The following is a 23,546-nucleotide window of genomic DNA, read 5'->3' on the forward strand; positions in this document are numbered from 1 at the left end:
TCAATATTTGACAAGGAGAACCATGTCCAGCACACCAACGGCCGTGATCATCGGTGCGGGACCCGGTCTAGGCCTGTCCATGGCCAAGCGCTTCGGCAGCGAAGGATTCCGTGTCGCGCTGCTCTCACGCAGCGACGCACGCCACGAGCGCTACCTGAAAGACCTTGCCGCCCAGGGCATCGAGGCCACCGCCTACACCGCGGACAGCACGGAGCGGGCCCGGCTGAAATCCGTGCTGGCCGAGATCGCCCACGCGGGCGACATCGAACTCGCCTACTATGGCCCCGCCGCCACGCAGCTGCCCGTACCCCTTGGCGATATCACCGAGATAGACGCCGCCGCAGCGACATCCGCGTTCGAACTGATCTGGCCCGCCGTCGACATGGTGCACCAGGTCCTCCCGGCGATGCTCGAACGTGGCAGCGGTGCCCTGCTTTTCGCGGGCGGCCTGTCCAGCGTCCGCCCCATGCCGATGCTCGGCCAGCTGGCCCTGTCGTCCGCCGCCCTGCGCAACTACGCCGTCACCCTCAACGCCGCCCTCGCCGATCGTGGTGTCTACGCGGGCACTCTCACCATCGGCGGTCTCATCGAGCGTGGCGACATCCACGCCATGGTCACCGCCGACCCCGGCCACTTCGGCTCCGCTGACGGCCACACCCTCGATCCCGACCGTATCGCCGCCACCGCCTGGGACATGTACCGCACCCGCGACCGGGCCGAGGAGGTGTTCGACGTGTTCACCGGTTGACGCGGTGGTCACACTGGTGGCAGCCGCTTCCTGAGCAGGCAGAACTGGTTTCCCTCGGGATCGTTGAGCACATACCAGCTCTCGTCACCGGTCTGACCTACGTCGGCGTGCCGCGCGCCCAGGGCGAGCAGCCGTTCGAGCTCGGCGTCCTGGTCCCGGTCGGTCGCGTTGACGTCGAGGTGCAGCGGCAGCTTCGCCACTCGCGGGTCCGATGTTCGACTGAAGATCAGCGTGGGTTGCGGCCCGCCGAAACCGACACCGGGCGGGCCGATTTCGACGCTCTCGTCGTCCGCGTCGAGTTCCTCGTACCCCAGGACCTCGGCCCAGAACCGGGCGAGTGCCCGCGGGTCGGCCGCGTCGATGACGATTTCGCTGATCCGGCAAGCCATACCGGCCAGCTTAGATCGCATCCTCGATGGCGGCGTCAGGCTTCGCGAACCCCACGTCGGTCCGACCAGACCAGGATCGGCTCGACCACGCGAGCCGCGACAGGGCCGACTATCGCCATCAACAACACGTAAGTCGTTGCCAGGGCAGCGAATTCGACGGGAACCACGCCTGACGCGACGGCCAGTCCGGCGATTACGATGGAGAATTCACCGTGCGCGACCAGCGCGGTCCCCGCGCGGACCCGGCCGTAGCGGGAGGCCCCGGCCCGCTTCGCCGCCCACCATCCGGTGCCGACCTTGGTGGCGGTGGTGACCACCGCGAGCAGACATGCCCAGCCGAGTACGGGTGGGATGCTGGCGGGGTCGGTGGTGAGTCCGAACAGCACGAAGAACAGCGCGGCGAACAAGTCGCGCAGCGGTTCGAGAATCTTGGTCGCGTTCTCCGCCGTGGAATCCGAGATCGCGATGCCAAGCAGGAACGCGCCGACCGCCGCGGACACCTGCGCCGAGGAGGCGACACCGGCCACCAGCAGCGCGCAGCCGAGCAGCTTGAGCAGAAAGATCTCATTGTCTTCGCTGGCGACCAGTGTGGAGACATGGCGGCCGTAGCGCAGGGCGACGACGAGCACGACGGTCAGCGCGAGCAGCGCGACCGCGAGCGTCTTCAGCCCGGCGAGCAGCCCGGCCCCGGCCAGCACCGCGGTCAGCACCGGCAGATAACCGGCCATTACCAGGTCTTCGAATACCAGGATCGACAAGATCACCGGGGTTTCCCGGTTGCCGAGCCGGCCGAGATCGTCCAAGAGCTTCGCGACGATGCCCGAGGAGGAAATGTAGGTGACGCCCGCCATCGTCACCGCGCCGGTGAACCCCCAGCCCAGCGCGAGGGCGACGAGCACACCGGGTGTCGCGTTCAGGAAGATGTCCACCAGCCCGGCGGGCCAGGATCGGCGCATACCCGTAACCAGTTCGGCGGCATTGTATTCCAGGCCGAGCAGGAGCAACAGCAGGATCACACCGATCTCACTGGCCAGATGGATGAACTCGTCCACGTGGTGCAATTCGACCAACCCGCCATTGCCGAACAGCAGGCCACCGAGCAGATACAGCGGAATCGGGGACATGCCGATGCGAGCGGCGATCCGGCCGAGTAAACCCAAGCCGAATAACACCGCCCCCAGCTGGATCAGCGCGAGTGCGGTGGTATTCGCGACCATCATCAGCCGTTGGTGAGTATTCTCGCCGCGGCGTCCAGACCCTCGGTAGTCCCGACGATCACCAGTAGGTCAGCGGCCGCGAAGGTGAAATCCGGTCCCGGTGACGGGATAACCGCCCCGCCCCGCATGATCGCGACGATGGAGGCCCTGGTCCGAGTGCGCATCTCGGTCTCGCCGAGACGGCGCCCAACGTAGGGGGAGCCCTCGAGCACCGGCAACTGCCGAGTGTTCACCCCGTCCAGCTCACGATGCTCCTCGCGCAGCTGGGCAACCAATTGCGGCGCGCCGAGCAGATTGGCCAGCACGGCCGCTTCCGTCGCGGACAACGGAATCTGATCGGTGGCTTCCGGATTGTCGGCCTTGCTGACGATCAGATAGATCGTGCCGTCCTTGTGATCGATGACCCCGATCCGGCGGCGCATGCCTTTGATCGGAAAGTCCTTGCGCACACCGATACCCGGCAAGCGCGTCACCTCAACGTTCACTACACCAGCGTAGCGGCGCACCTGCGGAATTCCTGCCGAAAGGGCTGTCCGATCCGTCCCGAGTTCGCCGCTCAGTCCGGGGCCCCCGGCGCGAGGTGGTAGCGCACCGTCGGGCTCCAGAGGAAGAAGCCGTTGACGCCCGCGTCGTTCGCGGCGTCGATCTGGGCTTTGATCTCGTCGGGCCCGTAATTCACGCCCAGGCTGAAGTCCTGCAGCCAGGGGACGATCTTGGCGTCGGTGCCCTGCATGCGGTTGCGGAAGTCCTGCAAGGAGCGGTAGGTGATGTCGTACGGCTGGGAGTTGGGGTTCGCGACCCCGTATTCGCCGGGGTTCCAATGCGACGGGTACACCATCGGCGCGATGTAGTCGACGTGTCGAGCCATCAGCGCGATGTCCTGCGCGATCTGTTCGGGCCGGGTGACGGCGATGCCGAAGACCGCGGCACTGTGGTCGGCGCCCGCGTCCCGCACCGGGTCGCGGCTTTCACGCAGGAATTCGGCGATCGACACGGTGGGCGACTCGGTCGAGCCCGGGAAATGCATCTGCGACAAGGCGCCGTCCGGGCGCCGGATGTAGTCGTACATGATTCCGTCGAAACCGAGCTTCGCCGCCTCGACCGCGAGGTCGATGTTGTATTTACGCATTTCCGGATGCGCGAAGTTGGTGAACGCGATCGGGCCGTATTTGCTGGAATATGGTTGCCCGGCGGGATTCTGGATGACCCAGTCGTGGCGGCCGGTGTGCCAGGCCCATTCGGCCATGGTCTTGTCGCGGAATGCGACGATCCGCCCGACCACTCGAAGACCCATGTCGTGCAATTGCCGCAGCGCCGCGGGAGCGTCGTAGATCCCCGCGACGGCCCCCGACTCACGGGCGAGCGGCACCTGGGAGTCGTAGCCGACGACGCCGTCCTCGTCCTTGATGTCGAGCTGCACGGTGTTGATCCGGCCGTCGCGCGCCATGTTCAGCACGTCCTCGCGGAGTCCGTCGTCGGCCCATCCGTACGCGGTCACGTGCACCGCCTTGATCGGTGGCTGCTCCACCGCCGCGGTGATCGGTTGCGTCGCTTCATTGCCCGCCGCGTCGACGGCGACCACCTGGGCACCGGTCTGCGCCCGCGCCATGGTGATCTCGAAGGAACCGTCGGCGGTCGGGGTGACCGACTGGGTTCCCACCGACACGCGCTCGGCACCCTTTGCCTTGCCGCGCAACGTAACCGGCTGGCGATAGGATTTCACGGCAGCGGGCTGGCTCAGTTCCAGGGCGGGCGGCTCGTTGTCCACGGTGAATGTCCTGGACACTCCGGGGCCGGTGCGCAGGAAGCCGAGCATGCTGGGCGGGACCTCGGCGGTGAACGTGTGTTCGCCGTCCGCGAGACTTCCGGGTCGGTACACCATCGTGTTGCCCTCGACCGTGCCGTCGACGGGCTTGCCGTCGAGCTCGAGCCGTATAGCGCTGACGTCTTCGTCGCCCGCCTCCACCCGCAATGCCATGGCGGACAAGGCTGCCGCGCTGACCAAACTGTTCGGCAGCCCGACGAGCGTCAATCCCCGGGGCTCGCCACGCACCGCGCTGATGGTCACGGTAGCGACAAGAATTGATAAGACTGCGATAACTACAACTGCCGCCAATCGTAGGTGCCCTGAATTGCGGACTCGTGCTAGCAACGCGCACACCAACTTTCGTTCGGGGACGGCTCTACTATCGCGGGTTCGGTCCGCGGCCGTCGCGATTTTGATCAATGTCTTGCCCGGTGAAATGGCCGGGCTCGCGTACTGTTTGCGCGGTGGCGAAGAACGCGACTATCGGTGTTCGAGTTGTGTTGTCGGTCTTGGCGTTCGCGACGGCCGCGGGTTGTGCCGCGGCCGCTCCCGACCCGATCGACAAACGGAATGCGGCCACGGAGACGGCGACACCGCCGCCCCCGAGCAGCGCGGCGCCCGATCCGGCCGCGGTGCGTGCGAACGAGCTCGGCCTCGTGCCCGTCCTCATGTACCACCAGCTGACGTCCGCGCCGGACAGCGAATACGACCAGACGCCGGCGAAGTTCCGCGCGGAACTCGAACGGCTGTACCGCGAGCACTACCGTCCGGTGACCGCGGCCGCCTACATCTCCGGCGACATCGACATCCCCGCGGGCACCCACCCCGTGGTGCTCACCTTCGACGACTCGACCCTCAGCCAGCTCACCTTCACCGCCGACGGCAAGGTCGCGCCCGACACCGCCGTCGGCATTCTCGAGCAGTTCCGGACCGAGCACCCCGATTTCGCGCCCACGGCGACCTTCTACGTCAACAACCAGCCCTTCGGCGACGATCCGCGTGCCCTGTCCTGGTTGGCCGCACACGGATACGAGATCGGCGCCCACACGGCAACCCATCCGAACCTCGCGCACCTGGACGCCGACGGAGTCCAGCGCGAGTTCGCGGAGAACGTCCGCGCCATCACGTCCGCGGCGCCGGGCGAGGTACGCACAATGGCGTTGCCGCTCGGCATCTTTCCCGCCGATCGCACGTTGGCCAGCGCGGGCAGTTGGGGCGGCACATCCTATTCGTTCGAGGCAGTCATGCTGGTGGGCGCCAATCCGGCGCCGTCCCCGTACGGCGGGGCAGATCCAGCGGGGATTCCCCGAATCCGTTCGGGCAGAACGGCCGTCGACTTCGACTCGACCTACTGGCTCGACCGGCTGGCACAACACCCGGACCAGCGCTACACCTCGGACGGCAACCCGGACATCATCTCTTTCCCACAGCACGCCTCCGTCGACCTGACCGCTCGCTGGTCGAATCGGGCAAAGCCGTACTGATCCGGACCGTCCGGCCGACTCGGCCGCACGGTCCCCGGGTAGGGCGGGGTTCACCGGCACACCCTTTGTGGCAGCCGGGCATCCGTGGTACTGGATGTGCGGCTGCCACAAGCGGTGTGCGGCACGTCTCGAGTGAAGAGGTCCGCGGTCATCGGGGCGAGCGGACCGCGATCTGTTCGAGGATGGCGACCATGCGGTCGATCTCGTCGAAGGTGTTGTAGAAGGCGAAGGATGGACGCACCGTTGCTTCCAGGCCGAGGCGACGCAGGATCGGCTGCGCGCAGTGGTGACCGGCGCGGACCGCGATGCCCTTCTCGTTCAAGGCTTTGCCGATGTCGATCGGCTCGCAGCCCGCCATGACGAAGGAGAGCACGCTCGCCTTGTCGGCGGCGGTGCCCACCAGTCGGACCCCGCGCACCGCGGCGACCCGGGGGGTCGCGTATTCGAGCAGTTCGTGCTCGTAGCGGGCGATGGCGTCCATGCCGATGCGTTCGACGTATTCGATCGCGGTGCCGAGGCCGACCGCATCGGCGATATTGCCGGTGCCTGCTTCGAACCGGCCGGGTGGCGGCTGGAACAGCGAACGCTCCAGGGTGACATCACTGATCATGTTGCCGCCGCCCTGCCAGGGCGGAACGTCTTGCAGTATCTCGGATTTTCCGTAGACCACGCCGATTCCGGTGGGGCCGAACAGTTTGTGGCCGGAGAATACGAAAAAGTCGGCACCGATCGAGCGCACGTCGATACTGGTGTGCGGCACCGATTGGGCGCCGTCCACGATCGTCACCGCACCGGCCCGCTGCGCCTCGGCGACGATCTCGCGCACCGGCGTGATGGTGCCCAGCGCGTTCGAAACATGGGCCACCGAAACGAGTTTGGTCCGATCGGAGAGCAACTTGGTATATTCGCCCAGCATCAGCTCGCCGGTGTCGTCGACCGGGATCACCTTGAGCCGAGCGCCCGTCTCGGCGGCAAGCAGCTGCCAGGGGACGATGTTCGCGTGATGCTCGAGGTGCGAGATGATGATCTCGTCGCCCGCGTGAATGTTCTGGCGGCCCCAGGTCTGTGCGATCAGGTTGATGCCCTCGGTGGCGCCGCGGACGAAAATGATCTCCTCCGCCGACGATGCGCCGATGAACCGGGCCACGATGTCCCGGGCCTGTTCGTAGGCATCGGTGGACCGCGCCGCCAATTCATGTGCGGCCCGGTGGATATTCGAGTTCTCGTGCTCGTAGAAGTGAGCGATGCGCTCGACTACCGATCGCGGCTTCTGCGTCGTGGCGGCGTTGTCGAACCACACCAGCGGATGCCCGTTCACCTGTTCTCGCAGAATCGGGAAGTCCTTGCGCACCGAGTGCACATCGAACGGCGGGTGCGCGTCGGGCAGCTGACTCGGCGCGGCGCGACCGGCTGATTCGAGGAAGTAGAAGCTCGGCGTCGCGGCCTCCTGCCGGGTCGCGGCGTCGGGAAAGCGTTGCGGCGACAGCACTTCGCGCAACGACGGTAGCGCTGTCAAGAACGGGTCGGTGTGTATCCCCGCGGTACCGACCGGCGGGTGCGCGGGCAGGCCCGCCGCGTCGGCCATCGGCACGTCGCGTCCCCAGCCCGGTACCGACGGCTCGGGTGTCCGTCCGCCTGGCGGCGCGGTACCCGAATCGCCCTGCGCACCCGACGATACCGGGACCGACGGCTGCGGCGCGCGGCCGCCCGGCAGATTGGTCCCCGAAAGTCCTTGTGTGCCAGGCGCTGCCGCAGACGGCTGCGGTGGATGCAGACCAGGATGGGTGGCACCGGAAAACCCCGGTGCACCCGCCGAGGTGACGGCGGGCACTGGCGACGGTACCGGCACGTTCGGCGGCGAAGTCGGCAGATCCGGCTGCGCCACGCTCATTCCTGCCGGTGCGCCGGGCAGGCCCGTCGACCCCGACGGCAGCGCCGAGAAGAACGCACCGGCAAGGCGATTCAGCGTCGCCTCGTCCGGCAGCATCCACTCGGCGCCGCCCTCGTTCGCCGGCCGCGGGATGTCAGCTCCGGTAGGTCGGTGCGTAGTCATGGAACTTGCCCACCTCGGCTCCGTCGAGTACCGCCACCGCGTCGTCGACCAGGATCGCCAGCGAGCAGTACAGCGACACCAGATACGACGCGATCGCGCTGCGATCAATACCCATGAACTTCACCGAAAGCCCCGGTCCCTGTTCCCCGGCCAGCCCCGGCTGGTACAGACCGACCACACCCTGCCGGGCTTCACCGGTCCGGATCAGCAGGAACTTGGTCCTCCCGCGCTCCACCGGAACCTTGTCCGACGGAATGATGGGGATCCCACGCCAGGTCAGGAACTGCGACCCGAACATGCTCACCGTCGGCGGCGGCACACCGCGCCGGGTGCATTCCCGGCCGAATGCCGCGATGCCCTGCGGATGGGTGAGGAAGAAGCCCGGCTCCTTCCAGACCCGGGTGATCAGATTGTCCAGGTCGTCCGGCGTGGGCGGCCCGGCGATCGTGGAGATCCGTTGCTTCTTGGCGGCGTTCGTGAGGAGTCCATAGTCAGGGCTGTTGATCAGCTCGCCCTCTTGGTGCTCCTTGATCGCCTCAATGGTTAACCGCAACTGTTGAGCAATCTGATCGTGCGGGCTCGAATACAGATCCGAGACGCGGGTGTGCACATCGAGAATGGTGTGCACGGCCTTGAGTCGATACTCCCGCGGGTCTCGCTCGTAGTCGATGAACGTCTCCGGCAGCGGAGACTCGTCGAAGTTGTCGCACTGAATATCGACGGTTTGTTCGTGAGTTACCCGGTTACGCCGGTAGATACCGGCCTCGACGGGAACCCAGTTCAGCAGATGGACCAACCACCGTGGGGTGATCGACTCCATCTGCGGAACGGTCTTCGTAGCATTCGCCAGTGTCCGGGCAGCTTCATCGCCCAGCGCAACCGGCTGTGGAACAGCTTTCGTCATCGAACCACCTCGGGATCGGCAAATCCACCGTTACCAGCTCGCTCATGCTAGCCCCTGCCCCTCGGCTTGCCTGGATCGCGCCTATTGTCCGCCTTGTTCCGCGTGCCGCGATGCTGACCGGAGCTCTGTGGCGGTCATCGAGTGGTGTGTTCTCCGCCGTTGACCGCCAGCACTTGACCGGTCACCTGACGGGCGGCGGGGGAGGCGAGATAGTGCACCGCCGCGGCCACATCCTCGGGGACACCGGGGCGGCGGGTGTGCGTGGCGGCGATGAGTGAGTCGCGCCGCTCGTCGGTCAACTTGTCGCGGAAGAACTCGGTGGCGGCAATATAACCGGGGGACACGACATTCGCGGTGATGCCGCGCGGTCCCAACTCGGCGGAGAGCTGCGCGTTCCACGAGGCGAGACCGGCCTTGGCCGCACCGTAGGCACCCGCCCCTTTGTCCGCGGCGATCGAGCCGATATTCACCACGGACCCGCCGGTGTTCAGCCGGTCGCGCAGGGCCGAGGTCATCAGCACCGCGCTGATCAAGTTGGCGTCCAGGTTGGCTCGCCAAGCGGCTGCCAGACTCGCCAGGTCGGTCGGCGCCGCCCGGTCGAAGTCGGTATTGCCACCCGCGTTGTTGACCAGCACGTCGATGTCCCGGGGGAGTTGGTCCACCAGTGCCTCGATCTGTGCCGGATCGGTCGCGTCGCACGTATGCGCCGTGACGCCGAGCTCGGCCGCCGTGGCGCGCAGCGGCTCGCGGCGGCGGCCGGTGATCACCACCGTGTCGCCCGCGGCCGCGAAGACGCTCGCGATGGCGCGACCGATCCCGGTCGCGCCGCCGGTCACCACGATGTTCCGTCCCATGCCACTCTCCTTGTCTAGTATGTTTAGACCTAAACGTAGGCAACGTTCAGACCTGAACGCAACCGGGAGTGGCATGGATGACAACGACCCCGTAGACGCGATCGCGCTTGCCTGGCGTCGCGAGCGGCCCGGCACCCCCGTCGACGGTATCGGCGTAGTGACACGAATATGGCAGCTCGCCAAGACATTCGGCGACGACCGCCGCCGGGTGCTCGCCGCCGAGGGCGTCGACACCGCCACCCTCGACTTGCTCAGCGTGCTGCGCCGCAGCGGCCCGCCGTACCGATTGACCACCCGAGAGCTCACAGACCAAACCTTGCTCACCGCCGGTGCGATCTCCCAGCGGGTAGCGCGCGCCGAAGCGGAGGACCTGGTCACCCGGACCCCTCTCGGCGACGGCTCGCGCGGCGTGGCCGTCTCGCTCACCGCAACCGGCCACGCCTTGGTCGAACGCCTGGTCGACCATGTGCTCGGCCGCGAGGCAGAACTACTCTCCGGCCTCACCGCCGAGCAGCAGCGAAACCTCACCGACCTGCTCCGAATCCTGCATCAGGACCTGATGTCGCGCCTCGACAACCGCAAGATCACGCAGGTAGGTTCCGCCGATACGTGAATGTCCGAAAGCTGTTGGGCGGGAATCGGAAAGCTCAGCGCAGAGCGAGAGCGAGGAAGAAGTCGACGCGGTCTTCGAGGCGGGAGAGGTCTCGGGCGGTGAGTTCCTCGATGCGCTGGATGCGGTAGCGCAAGGTGTTGACGTGCACGTGCAGGAGATCGGCGCACTTGGTCCAGGAGCCGGAGACCTCGAGGAAGGTTTCCAGGGTGTGCACCAGGTCGGCGCGATTGTCCTGGTCGTAGGTGGTGAGCGGGTCGAGCAGGCGCAGGCGGAACATGCGACGGACCTCGTCGGGAACCGAGGCGAGCAGCAGCATGTGGGTGGCGAGTTCATCGTGTCCGACGACGCTCGCGGGTTGTAGTCGGCCCGCGGCCATGCGGCGGGCGTAGCGCGCCTCTTCGACGGCGCCGCGCAGCCCCTCGCCGTCGACTACGCCGCTGACGCCGACGGAAAGTCGACTCCCGCGCAGACCCGGCTCCAAAGCGGTTACCGCCCGGTTGATTTCGTCGATGACCGGCGTGTCCGGCCCGGCCGGAATCAGGGCGATCGCCTCGTCGTCCACCACGCCGGCGGCGGGCCTTCTGCCATAGAGGATTTCGCGCAGCAGCACGCGTAATTCACCGGGCCGCAAGGTGTCATCGGCGGCGGCCGCGACGGCGATATAGGTTTCCGCGGGCCCGAGGCCGGTGAGTTCCAGCCGCGAGATGATCTCGGTCGGTTTGCCGTCGGAAACGATCAGTTCGATGAGTTCCTGGGCGAGTCGCCCCTCGGCGCTCTGCCGGTCGTCCTGGCGCGCGCGTTCCAGCGAGACGACCGCGGCGAGTTCACCGGCCAGCGCGCGCCGCTCCTCGGGCCATTCGGTGTAATCGCCCTCGAAAACCAGGAACCAGTCGGCGGCCCGGGAGGTGCGGTGCTCGTCCACCGCGAACAGCGAGAACCGCCCGCTCTCGTGCGGAAACGCGAACGGCAGGCGACGGGCGCTGAGAAACGCGGTGGTCACCTCGACCGGCGGCGGCGCGGCCGGCCCGGCGACCGCCCGCCCGGTAGACGACATCACCCAGCAGCGCATGCCGAGATCGCGTTCGATCAGCTCCAGCACCGAACCGAGTCCGGCACCGGAGACGAGCTGGCGATGCCGATCCAGGATCGCGGTCAGATCCGCCGCCCGTCCGGTGGATAAATTGCGGGTGATCTGCTCGGTGACCGCCGCGAACGCGACATTCTCCGGCACCCGGAACAGCGGAATCCGATGCTTCCGGCACGCCTCCACGACATCCGGTGGCGCACCGCCGTACCGCGCGTCACCCGCGGCCAACCCCGCGACTCCGGCCTGGGCCAGTGCCCGGACGAACACCTCACTGTCGGCGGGGTCCTGCCGCCACTGCATACCGGTGAGCACGAGTTCCCCGCCGGAGAGGTAGCGGCCCGGATCGAGCATGTCCGTTGTCACAACCCAGCGAACGAACCGGTCCAGCTCTTCCTCGCCGGTGACGAGCTCGAGCCCCAGGTCCGCCATGGTCAACAGTGATCGAAGGCGCACGTTGCGAAGGCTAACAGTCGGCCCCCCGGTGAACGCCCTTGGACATTCACACAAAGAGTTCGGTGTGAACTGGCGCACAGTTCAGATTTCTCGTTTCTAGCTGCGGTCTTGCCCGGCGGGTGTACTTGCGGGACAGATTGGCGAACCCCGACAGGAGGTCAGATGGCAGGCGACATCGGATGGCTCAACTCGTTGCCTCCGGACCAGGCCGTGCAGGAACTGCTGACCTGCTGCGCGTCCCGGCAGTGGGCGCAGAAGGTGGCGGCATCACGGCCCTACCCCGACGCCGCGAGCGCTACCGCCGCGGCCGTTGCCGCGGTGTGCGAGCTGAGTTGGCCGGATGTCGAGGAGGCGCTGTCGGCGCATCCGCGCATCGGCGATCGGGCCAAGGCGGAATTGTCCGAACGTGAGGCGACGTGGTCACGGGGCGAACAGTCCGGCGCCGCGTCCGCCGATGCCGCCGTGCTGGCCGAGCTCGCCGCGGGCAACCAGGCCTACGAGGACCGTTTCGGTCACGTCTTCCTGATCCGGGCCACCGGCCGTAGCGCAGCGGAGATGCTCGCCGAATTGCGTAAGCGCCTCGCGAACCCGGTGCTCGATGAGCGCATCAAGGTGCAGAGCGAACTCGCCGACATCACCCGCCTGCGCGTGCGAAAGCTGCTGGGGGACAAGTGAGTCTGTCCACCCACGTGCTGAACGCGGTGACCGGACGTCCCGCCGCCGGACTGCGGGTCCAGCTCTCGCGCGTCGACGGGACCGTGCTCGCCGAGCGGCACACCGACGACGACGGCCGCATCAAGGACCTGCCCGCCCCCGAAACCGGAACGCACCGGCTGACTTTCGACACCGGCGAGATCAGCCCGTTCTACCCCTCGGTCGCCATCGACTTCACCGTCGCCGACCCGGCCGCGCACTACCACGTGCCGCTGCTGCTCAGTCCGTATTCCTACTCCACCTATCGAGGTAGCTGAACAATGTCGATCAAGCTCGGACCGAACCGATATGGCAAAGCGGAGACCCATGTCGTGAGCGTGTCGAAAAACGGTGGTGTGCACGAGATCCGGGATCTCAATGTGGGGGTCGCACTGTCCGGCGACATGGATGAGGTTCACCTCACCGGCGACAACGCCGCGGTGCTGCCGACCGACACGCAGAAGAACACCGTCTTCGCGTTCGCCAAGGAGCACGGCATCTCCTCGCCCGAGGCGTTCGGTGTGGTGCTGGCCGAACATTTCGTCGGATCGCAGCCGTCCATTCACCATGCGCGGGTCAGCGTCGAGGAATACGCCTGGGAGCGCATTGTTCTCGGCACGAGCAACGAGCAGCTTGGAGCGCTTGCGAGTCGCGGATGCGCGAGGCCGCACTCGTTCGTGCGTTCCGGTCAGGAGATCCGCACCGCACGGATACATCACGACGGCGAAAAGACTTGGGTCGTCGCGGGTTTGCAGGGCCTGGTGGTGCTGAACTCGACGGGTTCGGAGTTCCACGGCTACATCAAGGACAAGTACACGACGTTGAAGGAAGCCTACGATCGCGTCCTGGCCACCGAGGTCAACGCGGAGTGGCGCTACACCGGCGAGCCCAGCGACTGGGACAAGACCTACCGCGAAGCCAGGAGCGCACTGTTGGAGGCGTTCGCCGAAACCTACAGCTACTCGCTGCAGCAGACGCTGTACGCGATGGGCGAGCGAGTACTGGCCGCCTGTCCGGAGATCGGCGAGGTCCGGTTGTCACTGCCCAACAAGCACCACTTCGTCGTCGACCTGGCCGCCTTCGGACTGGAGAACGACAACGAGGTGTTCTACGCCGCGGATCGTCCCTACGGCCTGATCGAAGGCACCGTGCTGCGCGAGGACGCGCCCGCGGCCGGACCGGCGTGGGAGTGACGATGGACTTCTTGCGACCCACCAGCTGGGCGGACGCCCTGGACATCAAGGCGAACCGACCGGACGCCACCCCTATTCAGGGCGGCACCGACATGATGGTCGAGCTCAATTTCGACAAGGGCCGCCCGAGCGCCCTGCTCGACCTCAACCCGTGCCGGGAGTTGTTCGAGTACAAGGAGATCGACGGCAAGCTGCGCATCGGCGCGGGTGTGCCGTACGTCCGGATCATCAACCGGCTCGGCGACCGGCTGCCGGGCCTGGCCCAGGCCTCGCGCACCGTCGGCTCGCCGCAGATCCGCAATCGCGGCACCGTCGGCGGCAATCTCGGCGCCGCCTCCCCGGCCGGCGATACCCACCCCGCGCTGCTCGCGGGCGACGCGGTGATCGAGGTCGAATCGGCCGCCCGCGGCAGCCGGATGATTCCGATCGACGACTTCTACGTCTGGGTGAAGAAGAACGCCCTCGAACCGGACGAGCTGATCCGCGCGATCTGGCTGGCTCCCGCCGCGGGGCCGCAATACTTCTCGAAGGTCGGTACCCGCAATGCCATGGTGATCGCGGTCTGCTCGTTCGCCGTCGCGCTGTATCCCGATGCCGGGACGGCGCGCACCGGCATCGGCTCCGCGGGCCCGACACCGTTGCGGGCCAAGCCCGCCGAGGAATTCCTTGCCGCGCAACTGCCTTGGCAGGATCCCGCCCCGCTCACCGAGTCGGTGCTGCGCGAGTTCGGCGCGCTGGTATCGGCCGCGGCGGCACCCATCGATGACGTCCGCGGCACCGCGGACTACCGCAAACACGCCCTCTCGGTGCTGGCTCGCCGCACCCTGAGCTGGGCGTGGACGGACTACCTGACAGAAAGGAAGGCAGCCTGATGCGGGTGACCTTCGACGTGAACGGCTCGCGGGAGACCGTCGACGACGTGTGGGAGGGCGAGAGCCTGCTCTACATGCTGCGCGAGCGGATGGGCCTGCCCGGCTCCAAGAACGCCTGTGAGCAAGGCGAATGCGGTTCGTGCACAGTCTACTTGGACGGCACGCCGGTGTGTTCCTGCCTGGTCGCGGCCGGTCAGGCCGAGGGGCGCTCGGTGCGCACGGTGGAGGGCCTTGCGCAGGGCGCGAAGCTCGATCCGATGCAGCAGGCGTTCGTCGAGGCGGGTGCGGTCCAATGCGGTTTCTGTACACCTGGCCTCATCGTGCAGGCGCACGACCTGATCGAGCACAACCCCAACCCCTCCGATGTGGAGATCCGCGAAGCGCTGGCCGGAAACCTCTGCCGCTGCACCGGATACGAGAAGATCCTCGATGCCGTGCGGCTCGCGGCCCAGCGGAAGGCGGCAGGATGACCATGGCATCGCGTAGCGATTCGATCAGGGGCGGCGGCCGGGCGACGGGTGGGCCTAAGGTCGTGATCGAGAACGCCTATATCGCGCCGGTAGTCGGTCCGGAGATCGCCTCGGGTCACCTCGTGATCGCCGACGGCAGGATCGAATCCCTCGGCGCCGGACCGGCGCCCGTCGTGCCGGACGCGCAACGCATCGACGGCACCGGCTGCTTGGTCACCCCCGGCCTGGTCAACACCCACCACCACCTCTACCAGTGGGCATCCCAAGGGCTGTTCCAGGACTCGACGCTGTTCGAATGGCTGACCGGCCTCTACCGGACCTGGGCGCGGATGGACGCCGAGGTCGTCTACGGCGCGGCCTCGGCCGGGTTGGGCTGGATGGCGCTGACCGGCTGTACCACCAGCAGCGATCACCACTACATCTTCCCGCAGGGCCGCGGCGATCTGTTCGACGCCGAAGTCCGTGCGGCGCATGAGCTCGGCATCCGATTCCACCCGTGCCGCGGCTCGATGGACCGCGGCCAGTCCGACGGTGGCCTGCCGCCGGACGAGGTGGTGGAGGATCGGGACGCGATCCTGCTGAACACCTCGGAAATCATCGACAAGTACCACGATCCGTCGTTCGACTCGATGCTCCGGGTCGCCGTCGCGCCGTGCTCGCCGTTCTCGGTGAGCGAGGGCCTGATGATCGACGCGGCTTCGTTGGCGCGCAACAAGGGCGTTCGACTGCATACCCATCTCGCCGAGACACTCGACGAGGAAGAGCACTGCCGCGAGCAGATGGGTTGCACCCCGGTCGAATACATGGAGAAGCTGGGCTGGCTCGGCGACGACGTGTGGTTCGCGCACGCCGTGCACCTGCACGACGCCGATATCCGCCGCTTCGCCGAGACCGGCACGGGCATGGCGCATTGCCCGAGCTCCAACGCCCGGCTCGGCGCGGGCATCGCCCGGATCACCGACCTGCTTGCGGCCGGTGCACCGGTGGGCCTCGGGGTGGACGGCGCTGCCTCCAGCGAATTGACCTCACTGGCCGGTGAACTGCGCCAGACCATGCTGTTCCAGCGCGCGGTGCACGGCCCGACCGCGCTGACCGCACGCCAGGCCCTGGAGGTCGGCACGCTGGGCGGCGCTCGGAACCTGGGCCGCCAGTTGGAGATCGGCAGCCTGGAACCCGGAAAGCTCGCCGACATCGCCATCTGGCGGGTCGACGGCTTCCGGGCCGCGGTACAGGATCCGGTGTGCGCCTTGGTCTTCGGGCCGACGCCCCCGCTGGCCCGGCTATTGGTCGGTGGCCGCACGGTCGTGGAGAACGACGAGCTGCGCACCGTCTCGCACGACGCGGTCGGCCGGGCCGGTGCGGCCGCGCGGAACCGCCTGCTACAGGAGGAGTCTCGATGACCTCGACTCGCACCACCGGTTTCCCCGGTGCGGTCGCCGCGCCCGGCAAGGGTGGCGTCGGCGAGAGCCCGCTGCGGCCCGACGGCACCCTCAAGGTGAAGGGCGAATTCGCCTATTCCTCGGATCTGTGGATGGACGGCATGCTGTGGGGTGCCACCCTGCGCAGCCCGCATCCGCGCGCCCGCATCGTCCGGCTCGATATCGGCCCCGCGTTGAAATTGCCCGGCGTGCACGCCGTGCTCACCCACGAGGACGTGCCCGGCCGCAAGGTGTACGGGCTCGACCACACCTGGGATCAGCCGGTACTCGCCATCGACGAGGTCCGTCACCACGGTGAGCCGATCGCCCTGGTCGCCGCCGATCATCCCGAGATCGCCAGGCGCGCAATGGAAGCCATTGTGATCGAGTGGGAGGTGCTGGAGCCGATCACCGACCCGCTCGCCGTGGTCGCCGACCCGGAGCGGCACAAGGTGCAAGAACGCGGCGGCATCACCCGGTATCAGCCGGTCCGCGTCGGCGATATGGAGGTCGGCCGGGCGCTGGCCGATGTGGTGGTGGCCGAGGACTACGAGGTCGGCATCCAGGACCAGGCTTTCCTCGGCCCGGAGTCCGGCTTGGTCGTGCCCGGTGAGGACGGTGGGCTCGACTTCTACGTCGCCACCCAGTGGATGCACTGGGATCTGACGCAGATCGGCCCCTGTCTCGGCTTGCCGGAAGACAAGATGCGGATGACGCTGGCCGGTGTCGGCGGCGCGTTCGGTGGCCGCGAGGACCTGTCCATGCAGATCCACGCGGGCATGCTGGCGCTCTACACCGGTAAGCCGGTCAAGATGATGTACAACCGCGAGGAATCCTTCTTCGGGCACGTGCACCGGCATCCCGCGCAGATGCGCTACGAGTACGGCGTCACCCGGGCCGGGAAGATCGTCTTCGCCAAAGTACGGATCGTGCTGGACGGCGGTGCCTACACCTCCGCCACGAACAATGTCACCGGCAACGCGGCTTCGCTCGCGGTGGGCCCGTATGAGATTCCGAATCTCGAGATCGACGCGTACGGCGTCTATACGAACAACCCGCCGTGCGGCGCGATGCGCGGATTCGGTGCGGTGCAGGCGTGTTTCGCGCACGAGTCGATGATGGACAAGATCGCCGAAGCGGTCGGACTCGACCCGGTGCACGTGCGGCAGATCAACGCCGTGAGTCAGGGTTCCAAAATCGCGACCGGGCAGGTCGTGCACGCACCGATGCCGATGGCCGAGATGCTGGGTCAAGCGCGCGACATGCCGCTGCCCGCACCGCTGGATTCCTCCGACATCCGGAACCTGCCCGGCGGCGCCTCGCAAACCACGCACGGCGAGGGCGTCGTGCGCGGCGTCGGCTACGGCGTCGGCATCAAGAATATCTGCTTCTCCGAGGGTTTCGACGACTACTCGACGGCGCGGGTGCGACTGGAAGTGATTGGTGGCGAACCGGTCGCGCTGGTGCACACAGCCGCGGCCGAGGTCGGCCAAGGCCTGGTCACCGTCGAGGCACAGATCGCGCGCACCGAGCTCGGCATCGAGCGGGTCACCATCCATCCGGCCGACAATCAGGTCGGCAGCTCCGGTTCCTCGTCCGCCTCCCGGCAGACCTACATGACCGGCGGCGCGGTGAAGGCGGCGTGCGAGGCGGTACGAATGCGCGTACTCGCCCTCGCCCAGGGACGTTTCGGCGCGACCCGCGGACTTGCGCTGGTCGGCGGCAAGGTGGTGTCCCATACGGGTGAGGTATATGCCTCGCTGGTCGACCTGCTCGGTGACGAAATCATCGAGGAGACAAGGGAATACCACCACAAGCCGACCACGGGCATGGATCCGGTGACGGGCCAGGGCGACAGCCACACCCAGCTCGCCCTGTGCGTGCACCGGGCCGTGGTGGATGTCGACACCGAACTCGGCTTGGTCAAGGTCGTCGCTCTGGACGCCGTCCAGGATGTCGGCAAGATCATGAACCGCTTGTCGCTGGAGGGCCAGATCCACGGTGGCTCCGCCCAGGGCCTCGGCCTCGCGGTCATGGAGGAAATTCAAGTCCGCGACGGAAAGGTGCTCAACCCGTCCTTCACCGACTACCTGATCCCCACCATTCTCGACATGCCGCCACAGCGGCTGGAGATTCTGGAAAACGCCGACCCGCACGCCCCATACGGGCTGCGCGGCGCCGGAGAGCCACCCACGCTCTCCTCGACTCCCGCGATCGTCTCGGCCATTCGGGACGCATGCCGATCCGCGGGGGGAACCGTGCACATCAACCGAGTGCCGGTGCGTCCGGAAGACATCATCCGGAGCAGTTGATCAACAGGGGCAGACTGTATCGCTTCGCAGTACAGACCCCACAACGCAGAACCGAACCACGCGATCCGGCCGCTGCGGCCGGATCGTAGGTCGGCTATGCCCCGAGGAGGGCACGCCATGACCCAAGTCCAGACCCACTCCTCCGTCCCGGAGCCGGTCACCGGAAAATCCCCGCTCGACCGATATTTCCGGCTGAGTGAACGCAAGACCACCGTCTCCCGCGAAATCCGCGGCGGCATCACCACTTTCGTAGCGATGGCCTACGTTATCCTGCTCGTCCCGCTGATCATCGGCGGGGTGCAGGATGTCGACGGCAATACCCTGAGCATCGCGCAACTCACCACCGCGACCGCGTTCTCGGCCGGGCTCAGCACCATCCTGATGGGTCTCGTCGGCAACGTTCCGCTCGCCCTGGCCGCCGGTCTCGGGGTGGTCCCGGTGGTCGCCTTCCAGGCGGCCCCGCATATGACCTGGCCGCAGACGATGGGCCTGGTGGTGCTGATGGGCGCCGTCATCGTGGTGCTGGCCGCGACCGGCCTGCGCACGATGATCATCAATGCCATCCCGCTGTCGCTGAAGAACGCCATCGGCGTCGGCATCGGCATGTTCATCGCGATGATCGGCCTGGTCTCCGCCGGGGTGGTGGGCCACGGCTCGCAGACCGGCCCGCCGGTCACCCTGGGGGTGGCTGGTCACCTATCCGGTTGGCCCGTAGTGGTTTTCGCCGTCGGTCTGCTGCTCATGCTGGCGCTGTTCATCCGCAAGGTGCCCGGTGCCATCCTGATCAGCATCGCCATCGCCACGGTGCTCGCCATCGTGGTCAACTCGCTGGCGAAGATCGATCCGAAGACGTGGGGGCCCGTGGTTCCGGAGACGCCGAAGGGTTTCTTCGCCGCGCCGGACTTCGGGTTGTTGCTGGATATCGACCTGCTCGGCGGTTTCGCCAGGGCGGGCGGGCTGGTCGCGGGCGTCGTGCTGTTCACCCTGGTGCTCACCGGCTTCTTCGATGCCATGGGCACCGTGTTCGGGGTGTGTGACGAGGCGGGACTGCTCGATGAGCGCGGCACCATGCCGGGTCTCGGCAAGGTGCTGACCATCGACGGTGTCGCGCAGATCATCGGCGGCGTCAGCGGCGGCGCGGGTAACACGGTCTATGTCGAGTCGGCGACGGGCGTCGGTGAGGGCGCACGTACCGGCCTGACCAGTATCGTGACCGGTGGATTGTTCTGTCTCGCAGTGCTGTTCACCCCACTCGCGGCCGTGGTGCCGATCCAGGCGGCCGCACCGGCGCTCGTCCTGGTGGGTGCGCTGATGATGACCCAGGCCCGCAAGATCGACTGGGCCGACCTGGAAGTGGCCGTCCCGGCCTTCCTGACCATCGTGCTGATGCCGTTCACCTACTCGATCACCAACGGTGTCGGCGCGGGCGTCATCTCCTACGTGGTGATCAAGGCCGCGCGCGGGAAGTTCCGCGAAATCCACTGGCTGATCTGGATTGTCGCGGTGGTCTTCGCCGGCTACTTCGGCATCTCGGCCATCGAACTACTGCTCGGCGGATAGAACGGCGGATAAGAACAATGCGTGACCTCGCGGCAGAACTCCTGCCATGGCATCGGGCGGGCAAGTCCTACGCCGTCGCCACCGTCATCGGCGTCAGCGGCAGTGCGCCGCGACCACCGGGCGCCGCCCTCGCGGTGGACGCCGAAGGTGTTGTCATCGGCAGTATTTCCGGTGGCTGCGTCGAGGGTGCGGTGTACGAGCTCTGCCGCGAGGCGCTGCGCACCGGGCAGCCGATCCGGGAAACCTTCGGGTACAGCGACGACGACGCCTTCGCCGTCGGCTTGACGTGTGGGGGCAAGATCGAGGTGTTCATCCAGCCGATCACATCCGACGAGTACGACACGATCGAGGCGCTGCTGCGGTCGGCCGAGCCGGTGGCCCTGGTTCGTGACATGAATACCGGTGCCGCAATGGCATTGGGGCCCTGGTGGTCGCTCGGCTCGACCTTCGATCCGGTGGTGGCGGCGGAGGCCAGGGCAATGCTCGACGCGGGCACAACCGGGCTACGCGTCATCGGCTGCGGCGACCGGGAGATCACGGTCTTCGTGGAATCCTATGTCCCGCCGCCACGCATGATCGTCTTCGGCGCAATCGATTTCGCGGCTGCCGTGACGCGGATCGGCCGGTTCCTCGGCTATCACGTCACCGTCTGCGACGCCAGGCCCGTGTTCGCCACCAGAGCGCGATTCCCGGACGCCCACGAGATCGTCATCGACTGGCCCGACCGCTACCTGGCCCGCACCGCGGTCGACTCCCGAACCGTGCTGTGCGTGCTGACCCATGACGCGAAGTTCGACATCCCCCTGCTGGAGAAGGCATTACGGCTACCGGTGGCCTATGTGGGCGCGATGGGATCACGACGCACCCACGAGGAACGAATGGCCCTCCTGCGCGCCACCGGGCTCTCGGAAGCCGAACTGGCCGCGCTGCATTCGCCCATCGGTCTCGACCTGGGTGGCCGAACCGCCGAGGAGACCGCGGTGGCCATTGCCGCGGAGATCATCGCCGTCCGGCGTGGCGGCTCGACGCGCCCGCTCAACACGAGCGACGGACCGATTCATCGGGACTTGATTCCGAGCTGCTGACAAGTCGGCTGGAGCATCATACGAAATCGACTTCGCAATGATCTATCAGCTTTGGGTTGATCTCATCTATCCCGCTACCGCGTAATCCCTGCATAATTGGTGAAATTCGACACAAAAGGACCCGATAATGCCGTTGATCTTTCTGAACGGTTCCGCCATGCGCGGAGGGCCGCTCAATCATCTGTTGAACGGCGCGCCGTTCGCCGGTGAAGTGAAAACCGCGCCGCGATACCGATTCTTCTCGGTCGGCGACCGCTTTCCCGGCCTCGAACCGTCGCCCGACGGTGGCCACTCGATCACCGGCGAGCTGTTCGACGTGCCGCTAGACGTGTTGCGCGAGCACCTGCTGCCCGCCGAGCCGCCGGAACTGGAGCTCGGCGCGATCGAGCTGGACGACGGCCGCTCGGTGCTGTCGATGGTCCTGCGCCGACCCCCCACGTCGTACCCGGAGCTGATCGACATCACGCGCATCGGCAGCTGGAAGAAATATCGCGAAGGAGCTGAGTGAAGCATTACGCAGGGGAGTCCGGTCTCCCGAAATTCGACGTCAATTGTTCGATTCTCTTCACCGATCTACCACTGCTGGAACGTCCCGCCGCCGCCAAGGCTGCCGGTTTCGACGCTGTCGAATTCTGGTGGCCCTTCGGCGAAGATCCCACTCCGGCCGACAAAGATATCGATGCGTTCGTGCGGGCGATCGACGACGCCGGTGTGGAATTGATCGGACTTAATTTCATCGATCTGATTCCGGTCGGCCGCGGCCTGGTCTCCGTGCCCGGTGAGGTGACGAGGTTCCGGGACAATATCGAGGTGGCCGTCGGCATCGCCGAGCGCACCGGCTGCCGCGCGCTGAACGCCCTCTACGGCAACCGCATCGCGGGGGAGGACCCGGCGAAGCAGGACGAGCTCGCGCTGGAGAACCTGCGGCTCGCCGCCAACGCCGCCGCCCGAATCGGTGCCGTGGTGCTGGTCGAAGCACTGAATGCGCATGAGTCGCCGCACTATCCGATCGTCAGCGCCGAGCACGCCGTCCGGGTGATCGAGCAGACCGGGGAGCCGAACGTGCGCTTCCTCTGCGACCTCTACCACCTGGCCCGGATGGACGAGAACCTGATCCAGGTGATCAAGACCTACGCGCGGCACATCGGCCACGTGCAGATCGCCGACGATCCGGGCCGCGGCCGTCCCGGCACCGGCGACCTCGACTTCGCGACGCTCTTCGAAACCCTCACCGCCGCAGGCTACGACGGCTGGATCGGCCTCGAATACAAAGACCCCGAGCTGGATTGGAAGTGGATCAAATGAGTCGCATCGGATTTATCGGCCTCGGGATCATGGGTAGCCCGATGGCGGGTCACCTGGTCAAGGCCGGACACGACGTGACCGGCTACGACATCGGCCCCAAGGGGCTGGACAAACTGAAGGCCGACGGCGGCTCGACGGCCAGCAGCGTCGCGGAGGTGGTGCGCGACAAGGACATCGTCATCACGATGCTGCCGCAGGACGAGCAGATCGAGCAGGTCTTCCCCGACATCGTGGAGCACACGGTGCCGGGCACGCTGTACATCGACTTCTCGACGATCACGCCGAAGACCGCGAAGTGGACCGCTGAGCAGGGTAAGAAGAACGGCCTCCGGGTGCTGGACGCCCCGGTCAGCGGCGGGGAGACCGGGGCGGTGAACGCGGCACTGTCGATCATGGTCGGCGGGTCCGAGGCCGATTTCGCGGCCGCGACACCGATCTTCGAGACGGTCGGTAAGACTTTCGCCCTGGTCGGCGGCAGCGGCGCGGGCCAATGCGTCAAGGCGGCCAACCAACTCGTCGTCGGCGGCACCTACGCCCTGGTCGCCGAGGCGATCCTGCTGATGGAGAACCTGGGCGCGGACGCGGCGAAGGGCCTGGACGTGCTGGCCGGCGGGCTCGCGGGCAGCAAGATCCTGGAACTGAAGCGGGAGACCATGCTGGCCCGCAACTTCGTGCCCGGCTTCCGGATCGACCTGCACCACAAGGACATGGGCATCATCTTGCAGGCCGCCCGCGAGGCCGAGGTGGCCATCCCGATGGGCGCGCTCACCGCGCAACTGATCGCCGCGGGCCGGGCGATGGGCTACGGCTCGCTGGACCACTCCGGCCTGCTGCTGGTTGTTGAGGCACTGTCGGGCCGGGGCGAGGCATGAGGATGCCCGCCATGCCCATGGCGCAACCGCTTGCCCGACACGAGAAATGCGCCCTCCGCCTGCCCGACGGCTGGGTGCGCACCGACAAACCGGCCGACGGTGCTGGCCTGCATTCGATGCGATCCGGCAGCGGACGCCAGAACAAGGAGAGCTGACC

Annotated in this window: 24 protein-coding genes; 16 read left to right on the forward strand and 8 right to left on the reverse strand. The window is 67.0% G+C overall.

Features of this window, described 5'->3' with window-relative positions:
- The first annotated feature begins 22 nt into the window (after positions 1-22).
- On the forward strand, positions 23-748 hold the full coding sequence (locus ACFK0J_RS17440; protein ID WP_378741512.1) for an SDR family NAD(P)-dependent oxidoreductase: 726 nt from the start codon (positions 23-25) through the stop codon (positions 746-748).
- Between the two features lie 8 nt (positions 749-756).
- On the opposite strand, the gene ACFK0J_RS17445 is transcribed toward ACFK0J_RS17440, so the two are convergent.
- From ACFK0J_RS17445 to ACFK0J_RS17460, 4 genes are all read right to left on the reverse strand, one after another.
- Positions 757-1,137, reverse strand: coding sequence for a VOC family protein (locus ACFK0J_RS17445; protein WP_378741514.1), 381 nt, complete (start codon positions 1,135-1,137; stop codon positions 757-759).
- A gap of 35 nt (positions 1,138-1,172) precedes the next feature.
- A complete protein-coding gene (locus ACFK0J_RS17450; protein ID WP_378742879.1) occupies positions 1,173-2,354 on the reverse strand; it encodes a cation:proton antiporter in 1,182 nt (393 codons plus the stop codon).
- 2 nt (positions 2,355-2,356) lie between these two features.
- Positions 2,357-2,839, reverse strand: a complete 483-nt coding sequence (locus tag ACFK0J_RS17455; RefSeq protein WP_378741516.1) for a cation:proton antiporter regulatory subunit — start codon at positions 2,837-2,839, stop codon at positions 2,357-2,359.
- A gap of 71 nt (positions 2,840-2,910) precedes the next feature.
- Positions 2,911-4,422, reverse strand: a complete 1,512-nt coding sequence (locus tag ACFK0J_RS17460) for a putative glycoside hydrolase (protein WP_378741518.1) — start codon at positions 4,420-4,422, stop codon at positions 2,911-2,913.
- A 203-nt stretch (positions 4,423-4,625) separates the two neighbouring features.
- Between ACFK0J_RS17460 and ACFK0J_RS17465 the strand changes: the two genes are divergently transcribed.
- The gene (locus tag ACFK0J_RS17465; protein WP_378741520.1) at positions 4,626-5,645 is read left to right on the forward strand and encodes a polysaccharide deacetylase family protein; all 1,020 of its coding nucleotides are present in this window, start codon (positions 4,626-4,628) and stop codon (positions 5,643-5,645) included.
- A gap of 148 nt (positions 5,646-5,793) precedes the next feature.
- Here the strand turns inward: ACFK0J_RS17465 and ACFK0J_RS17470 are convergent, their stop codons facing one another.
- The 3 genes from ACFK0J_RS17470 to ACFK0J_RS17480 form a co-directional block, all read right to left on the reverse strand.
- Positions 5,794-7,698, reverse strand: a complete 1,905-nt coding sequence (locus ACFK0J_RS17470; protein WP_378741523.1) for a family 2A encapsulin nanocompartment cargo protein cysteine desulfurase — start codon at positions 7,696-7,698, stop codon at positions 5,794-5,796.
- Positions 7,670-8,602: a family 2A encapsulin nanocompartment shell protein gene (locus ACFK0J_RS17475; protein ID WP_378741526.1), complete on the reverse strand. Its 933-nt coding sequence runs from the start codon at positions 8,600-8,602 to the stop codon at positions 7,670-7,672. Before ACFK0J_RS17475 ends, ACFK0J_RS17470 begins: the two co-directional genes overlap by 29 nt.
- 134 nt (positions 8,603-8,736) lie before the next feature.
- Positions 8,737-9,456, reverse strand: coding sequence for an SDR family NAD(P)-dependent oxidoreductase (locus ACFK0J_RS17480; protein WP_378741528.1), 720 nt, complete (start codon positions 9,454-9,456; stop codon positions 8,737-8,739).
- A 73-nt stretch (positions 9,457-9,529) separates the two neighbouring features.
- Here ACFK0J_RS17480 and ACFK0J_RS17485 point away from each other — a divergent pair, with 73 nt between their 5' ends.
- Positions 9,530-10,069 carry a MarR family winged helix-turn-helix transcriptional regulator gene (locus ACFK0J_RS17485; RefSeq protein WP_378741530.1) on the forward strand — a complete coding sequence of 180 codons (540 nt, stop codon included), beginning with the start codon at positions 9,530-9,532 and terminating at the stop codon, positions 10,067-10,069.
- A 34-nt stretch (positions 10,070-10,103) separates the two neighbouring features.
- Here ACFK0J_RS17485 and ACFK0J_RS17490 read toward each other — a convergent pair whose 3' ends face one another.
- Positions 10,104-11,609 carry a PucR family transcriptional regulator gene (locus ACFK0J_RS17490; RefSeq protein WP_378741532.1) on the reverse strand — a complete coding sequence of 502 codons (1,506 nt, stop codon included), beginning with the start codon at positions 11,607-11,609 and terminating at the stop codon, positions 10,104-10,106.
- Between the two features lie 162 nt (positions 11,610-11,771).
- On the opposite strand from ACFK0J_RS17490, the gene uraD reads away from it, so the two are divergent.
- The 13 genes from uraD to ACFK0J_RS17555 all read left to right on the forward strand — a co-directional run bounded on the left by uraD (position 11,772) and on the right by ACFK0J_RS17555 (position 23,544).
- Positions 11,772-12,284, forward strand: a complete 513-nt coding sequence (uraD, locus tag ACFK0J_RS17495) for a 2-oxo-4-hydroxy-4-carboxy-5-ureidoimidazoline decarboxylase (RefSeq protein WP_378741534.1) — start codon at positions 11,772-11,774, stop codon at positions 12,282-12,284.
- A complete protein-coding gene (gene uraH, locus ACFK0J_RS17500; protein WP_378741536.1) occupies positions 12,281-12,580 on the forward strand; it encodes a hydroxyisourate hydrolase in 300 nt (99 codons plus the stop codon). Before uraD ends, uraH begins: the two co-directional genes overlap by 4 nt.
- A 3-nt stretch (positions 12,581-12,583) precedes the next feature.
- Positions 12,584-13,495, forward strand: coding sequence for a factor-independent urate hydroxylase (gene pucL, locus ACFK0J_RS17505; RefSeq protein ID WP_378741538.1), 912 nt, complete (start codon positions 12,584-12,586; stop codon positions 13,493-13,495).
- A gap of 2 nt (positions 13,496-13,497) precedes the next feature.
- Complete coding sequence (locus ACFK0J_RS17510; protein ID WP_378741540.1) at positions 13,498-14,367, forward strand: FAD binding domain-containing protein; 870 nt, start codon at positions 13,498-13,500, stop codon at positions 14,365-14,367.
- Positions 14,367-14,837, forward strand: coding sequence for a (2Fe-2S)-binding protein (locus ACFK0J_RS17515; protein ID WP_378741543.1), 471 nt, complete (start codon positions 14,367-14,369; stop codon positions 14,835-14,837). The genes ACFK0J_RS17510 and ACFK0J_RS17515 overlap by 1 nt, the downstream gene beginning before the upstream one ends.
- 2 nt (positions 14,838-14,839) lie before the next feature.
- Positions 14,840-16,237 carry an 8-oxoguanine deaminase gene (locus tag ACFK0J_RS17520; protein WP_378742881.1) on the forward strand — a complete coding sequence of 466 codons (1,398 nt, stop codon included), beginning with the start codon at positions 14,840-14,842 and terminating at the stop codon, positions 16,235-16,237.
- Positions 16,234-18,567, forward strand: a complete 2,334-nt coding sequence (locus ACFK0J_RS17525) for a xanthine dehydrogenase family protein molybdopterin-binding subunit (protein WP_378741545.1) — start codon at positions 16,234-16,236, stop codon at positions 18,565-18,567. The genes ACFK0J_RS17520 and ACFK0J_RS17525 overlap by 4 nt, the downstream gene beginning before the upstream one ends.
- A gap of 117 nt (positions 18,568-18,684) precedes the next feature.
- Positions 18,685-20,127 (forward strand): NCS2 family permease, encoded by a 1,443-nt coding sequence (locus tag ACFK0J_RS17530; RefSeq protein ID WP_218477474.1) that lies wholly within the window; start codon positions 18,685-18,687, stop codon positions 20,125-20,127.
- Between the two features lie 17 nt (positions 20,128-20,144).
- Entirely contained in the window at positions 20,145-21,212 is a 1,068-nt protein-coding gene (locus tag ACFK0J_RS17535; RefSeq protein ID WP_378741547.1) for an XdhC family protein, read from the forward strand.
- Positions 21,213-21,339: 127 nt separating this feature from the next.
- Complete coding sequence (locus tag ACFK0J_RS17540) at positions 21,340-21,720, forward strand: gamma-glutamylcyclotransferase (protein ID WP_378741549.1); 381 nt, start codon at positions 21,340-21,342, stop codon at positions 21,718-21,720.
- Positions 21,717-22,517: a hydroxypyruvate isomerase family protein gene (locus ACFK0J_RS17545; RefSeq protein ID WP_378741550.1), complete on the forward strand. Its 801-nt coding sequence runs from the start codon at positions 21,717-21,719 to the stop codon at positions 22,515-22,517. Before ACFK0J_RS17540 ends, ACFK0J_RS17545 begins: the two co-directional genes overlap by 4 nt.
- Positions 22,514-23,389 carry an NAD(P)-dependent oxidoreductase gene (locus tag ACFK0J_RS17550; RefSeq protein ID WP_378741551.1) on the forward strand — a complete coding sequence of 292 codons (876 nt, stop codon included), beginning with the start codon at positions 22,514-22,516 and terminating at the stop codon, positions 23,387-23,389. Before ACFK0J_RS17545 ends, ACFK0J_RS17550 begins: the two co-directional genes overlap by 4 nt.
- Before the next feature lie 11 nt (positions 23,390-23,400).
- The gene (locus ACFK0J_RS17555) at positions 23,401-23,544 is read left to right on the forward strand and encodes a hypothetical protein (RefSeq protein WP_378741553.1); all 144 of its coding nucleotides are present in this window, start codon (positions 23,401-23,403) and stop codon (positions 23,542-23,544) included.
- Positions 23,545-23,546 lie beyond the last annotated feature (2 nt).

Source organism: Nocardia brasiliensis, from assembly GCF_042691675.1.
Taxonomy (GTDB): Bacteria; Actinomycetota; Actinomycetes; order Mycobacteriales; family Mycobacteriaceae; genus Nocardia; species Nocardia brasiliensis_D.

Coding starts and splice junctions, on each gene's coding strand:
- ACFK0J_RS17440 (WP_378741512.1), top strand. CDS start 23: ATGTCCAGCACACCAACGGCCGTGATCATCGGTGCGGGACCCGGTCTA.
- ACFK0J_RS17445 (WP_378741514.1), bottom strand. CDS start 1,137: ATGGCTTGCCGGATCAGCGAAATCGTCATCGACGCGGCCGACCCGCGG.
- ACFK0J_RS17450 (WP_378742879.1), bottom strand. CDS start 2,354: ATGGTCGCGAATACCACCGCACTCGCGCTGATCCAGCTGGGGGCGGTG.
- ACFK0J_RS17470 (WP_378741523.1), bottom strand. CDS start 7,698: ATGACTACGCACCGACCTACCGGAGCTGACATCCCGCGGCCGGCGAAC.
- ACFK0J_RS17475 (WP_378741526.1), bottom strand. CDS start 8,602: ATGACGAAAGCTGTTCCACAGCCGGTTGCGCTGGGCGATGAAGCTGCC.
- ACFK0J_RS17480 (WP_378741528.1), bottom strand. CDS start 9,456: ATGGGACGGAACATCGTGGTGACCGGCGGCGCGACCGGGATCGGTCGC.
- ACFK0J_RS17485 (WP_378741530.1), top strand. CDS start 9,530: ATGGATGACAACGACCCCGTAGACGCGATCGCGCTTGCCTGGCGTCGC.
- uraD (WP_378741534.1), top strand. CDS start 11,772: ATGGCAGGCGACATCGGATGGCTCAACTCGTTGCCTCCGGACCAGGCC.
- pucL (WP_378741538.1), top strand. CDS start 12,584: ATGTCGATCAAGCTCGGACCGAACCGATATGGCAAAGCGGAGACCCAT.
- ACFK0J_RS17510 (WP_378741540.1), top strand. CDS start 13,498: ATGGACTTCTTGCGACCCACCAGCTGGGCGGACGCCCTGGACATCAAG.
- ACFK0J_RS17515 (WP_378741543.1), top strand. CDS start 14,367: ATGCGGGTGACCTTCGACGTGAACGGCTCGCGGGAGACCGTCGACGAC.
- ACFK0J_RS17520 (WP_378742881.1), top strand. CDS start 14,840: ATGGCATCGCGTAGCGATTCGATCAGGGGCGGCGGCCGGGCGACGGGT.
- ACFK0J_RS17525 (WP_378741545.1), top strand. CDS start 16,234: ATGACCTCGACTCGCACCACCGGTTTCCCCGGTGCGGTCGCCGCGCCC.
- ACFK0J_RS17530 (WP_218477474.1), top strand. CDS start 18,685: ATGACCCAAGTCCAGACCCACTCCTCCGTCCCGGAGCCGGTCACCGGA.
- ACFK0J_RS17535 (WP_378741547.1), top strand. CDS start 20,145: ATGCGTGACCTCGCGGCAGAACTCCTGCCATGGCATCGGGCGGGCAAG.
- ACFK0J_RS17540 (WP_378741549.1), top strand. CDS start 21,340: ATGCCGTTGATCTTTCTGAACGGTTCCGCCATGCGCGGAGGGCCGCTC.
- ACFK0J_RS17550 (WP_378741551.1), top strand. CDS start 22,514: ATGAGTCGCATCGGATTTATCGGCCTCGGGATCATGGGTAGCCCGATG.
- ACFK0J_RS17555 (WP_378741553.1), top strand. CDS start 23,401: ATGCCCATGGCGCAACCGCTTGCCCGACACGAGAAATGCGCCCTCCGC.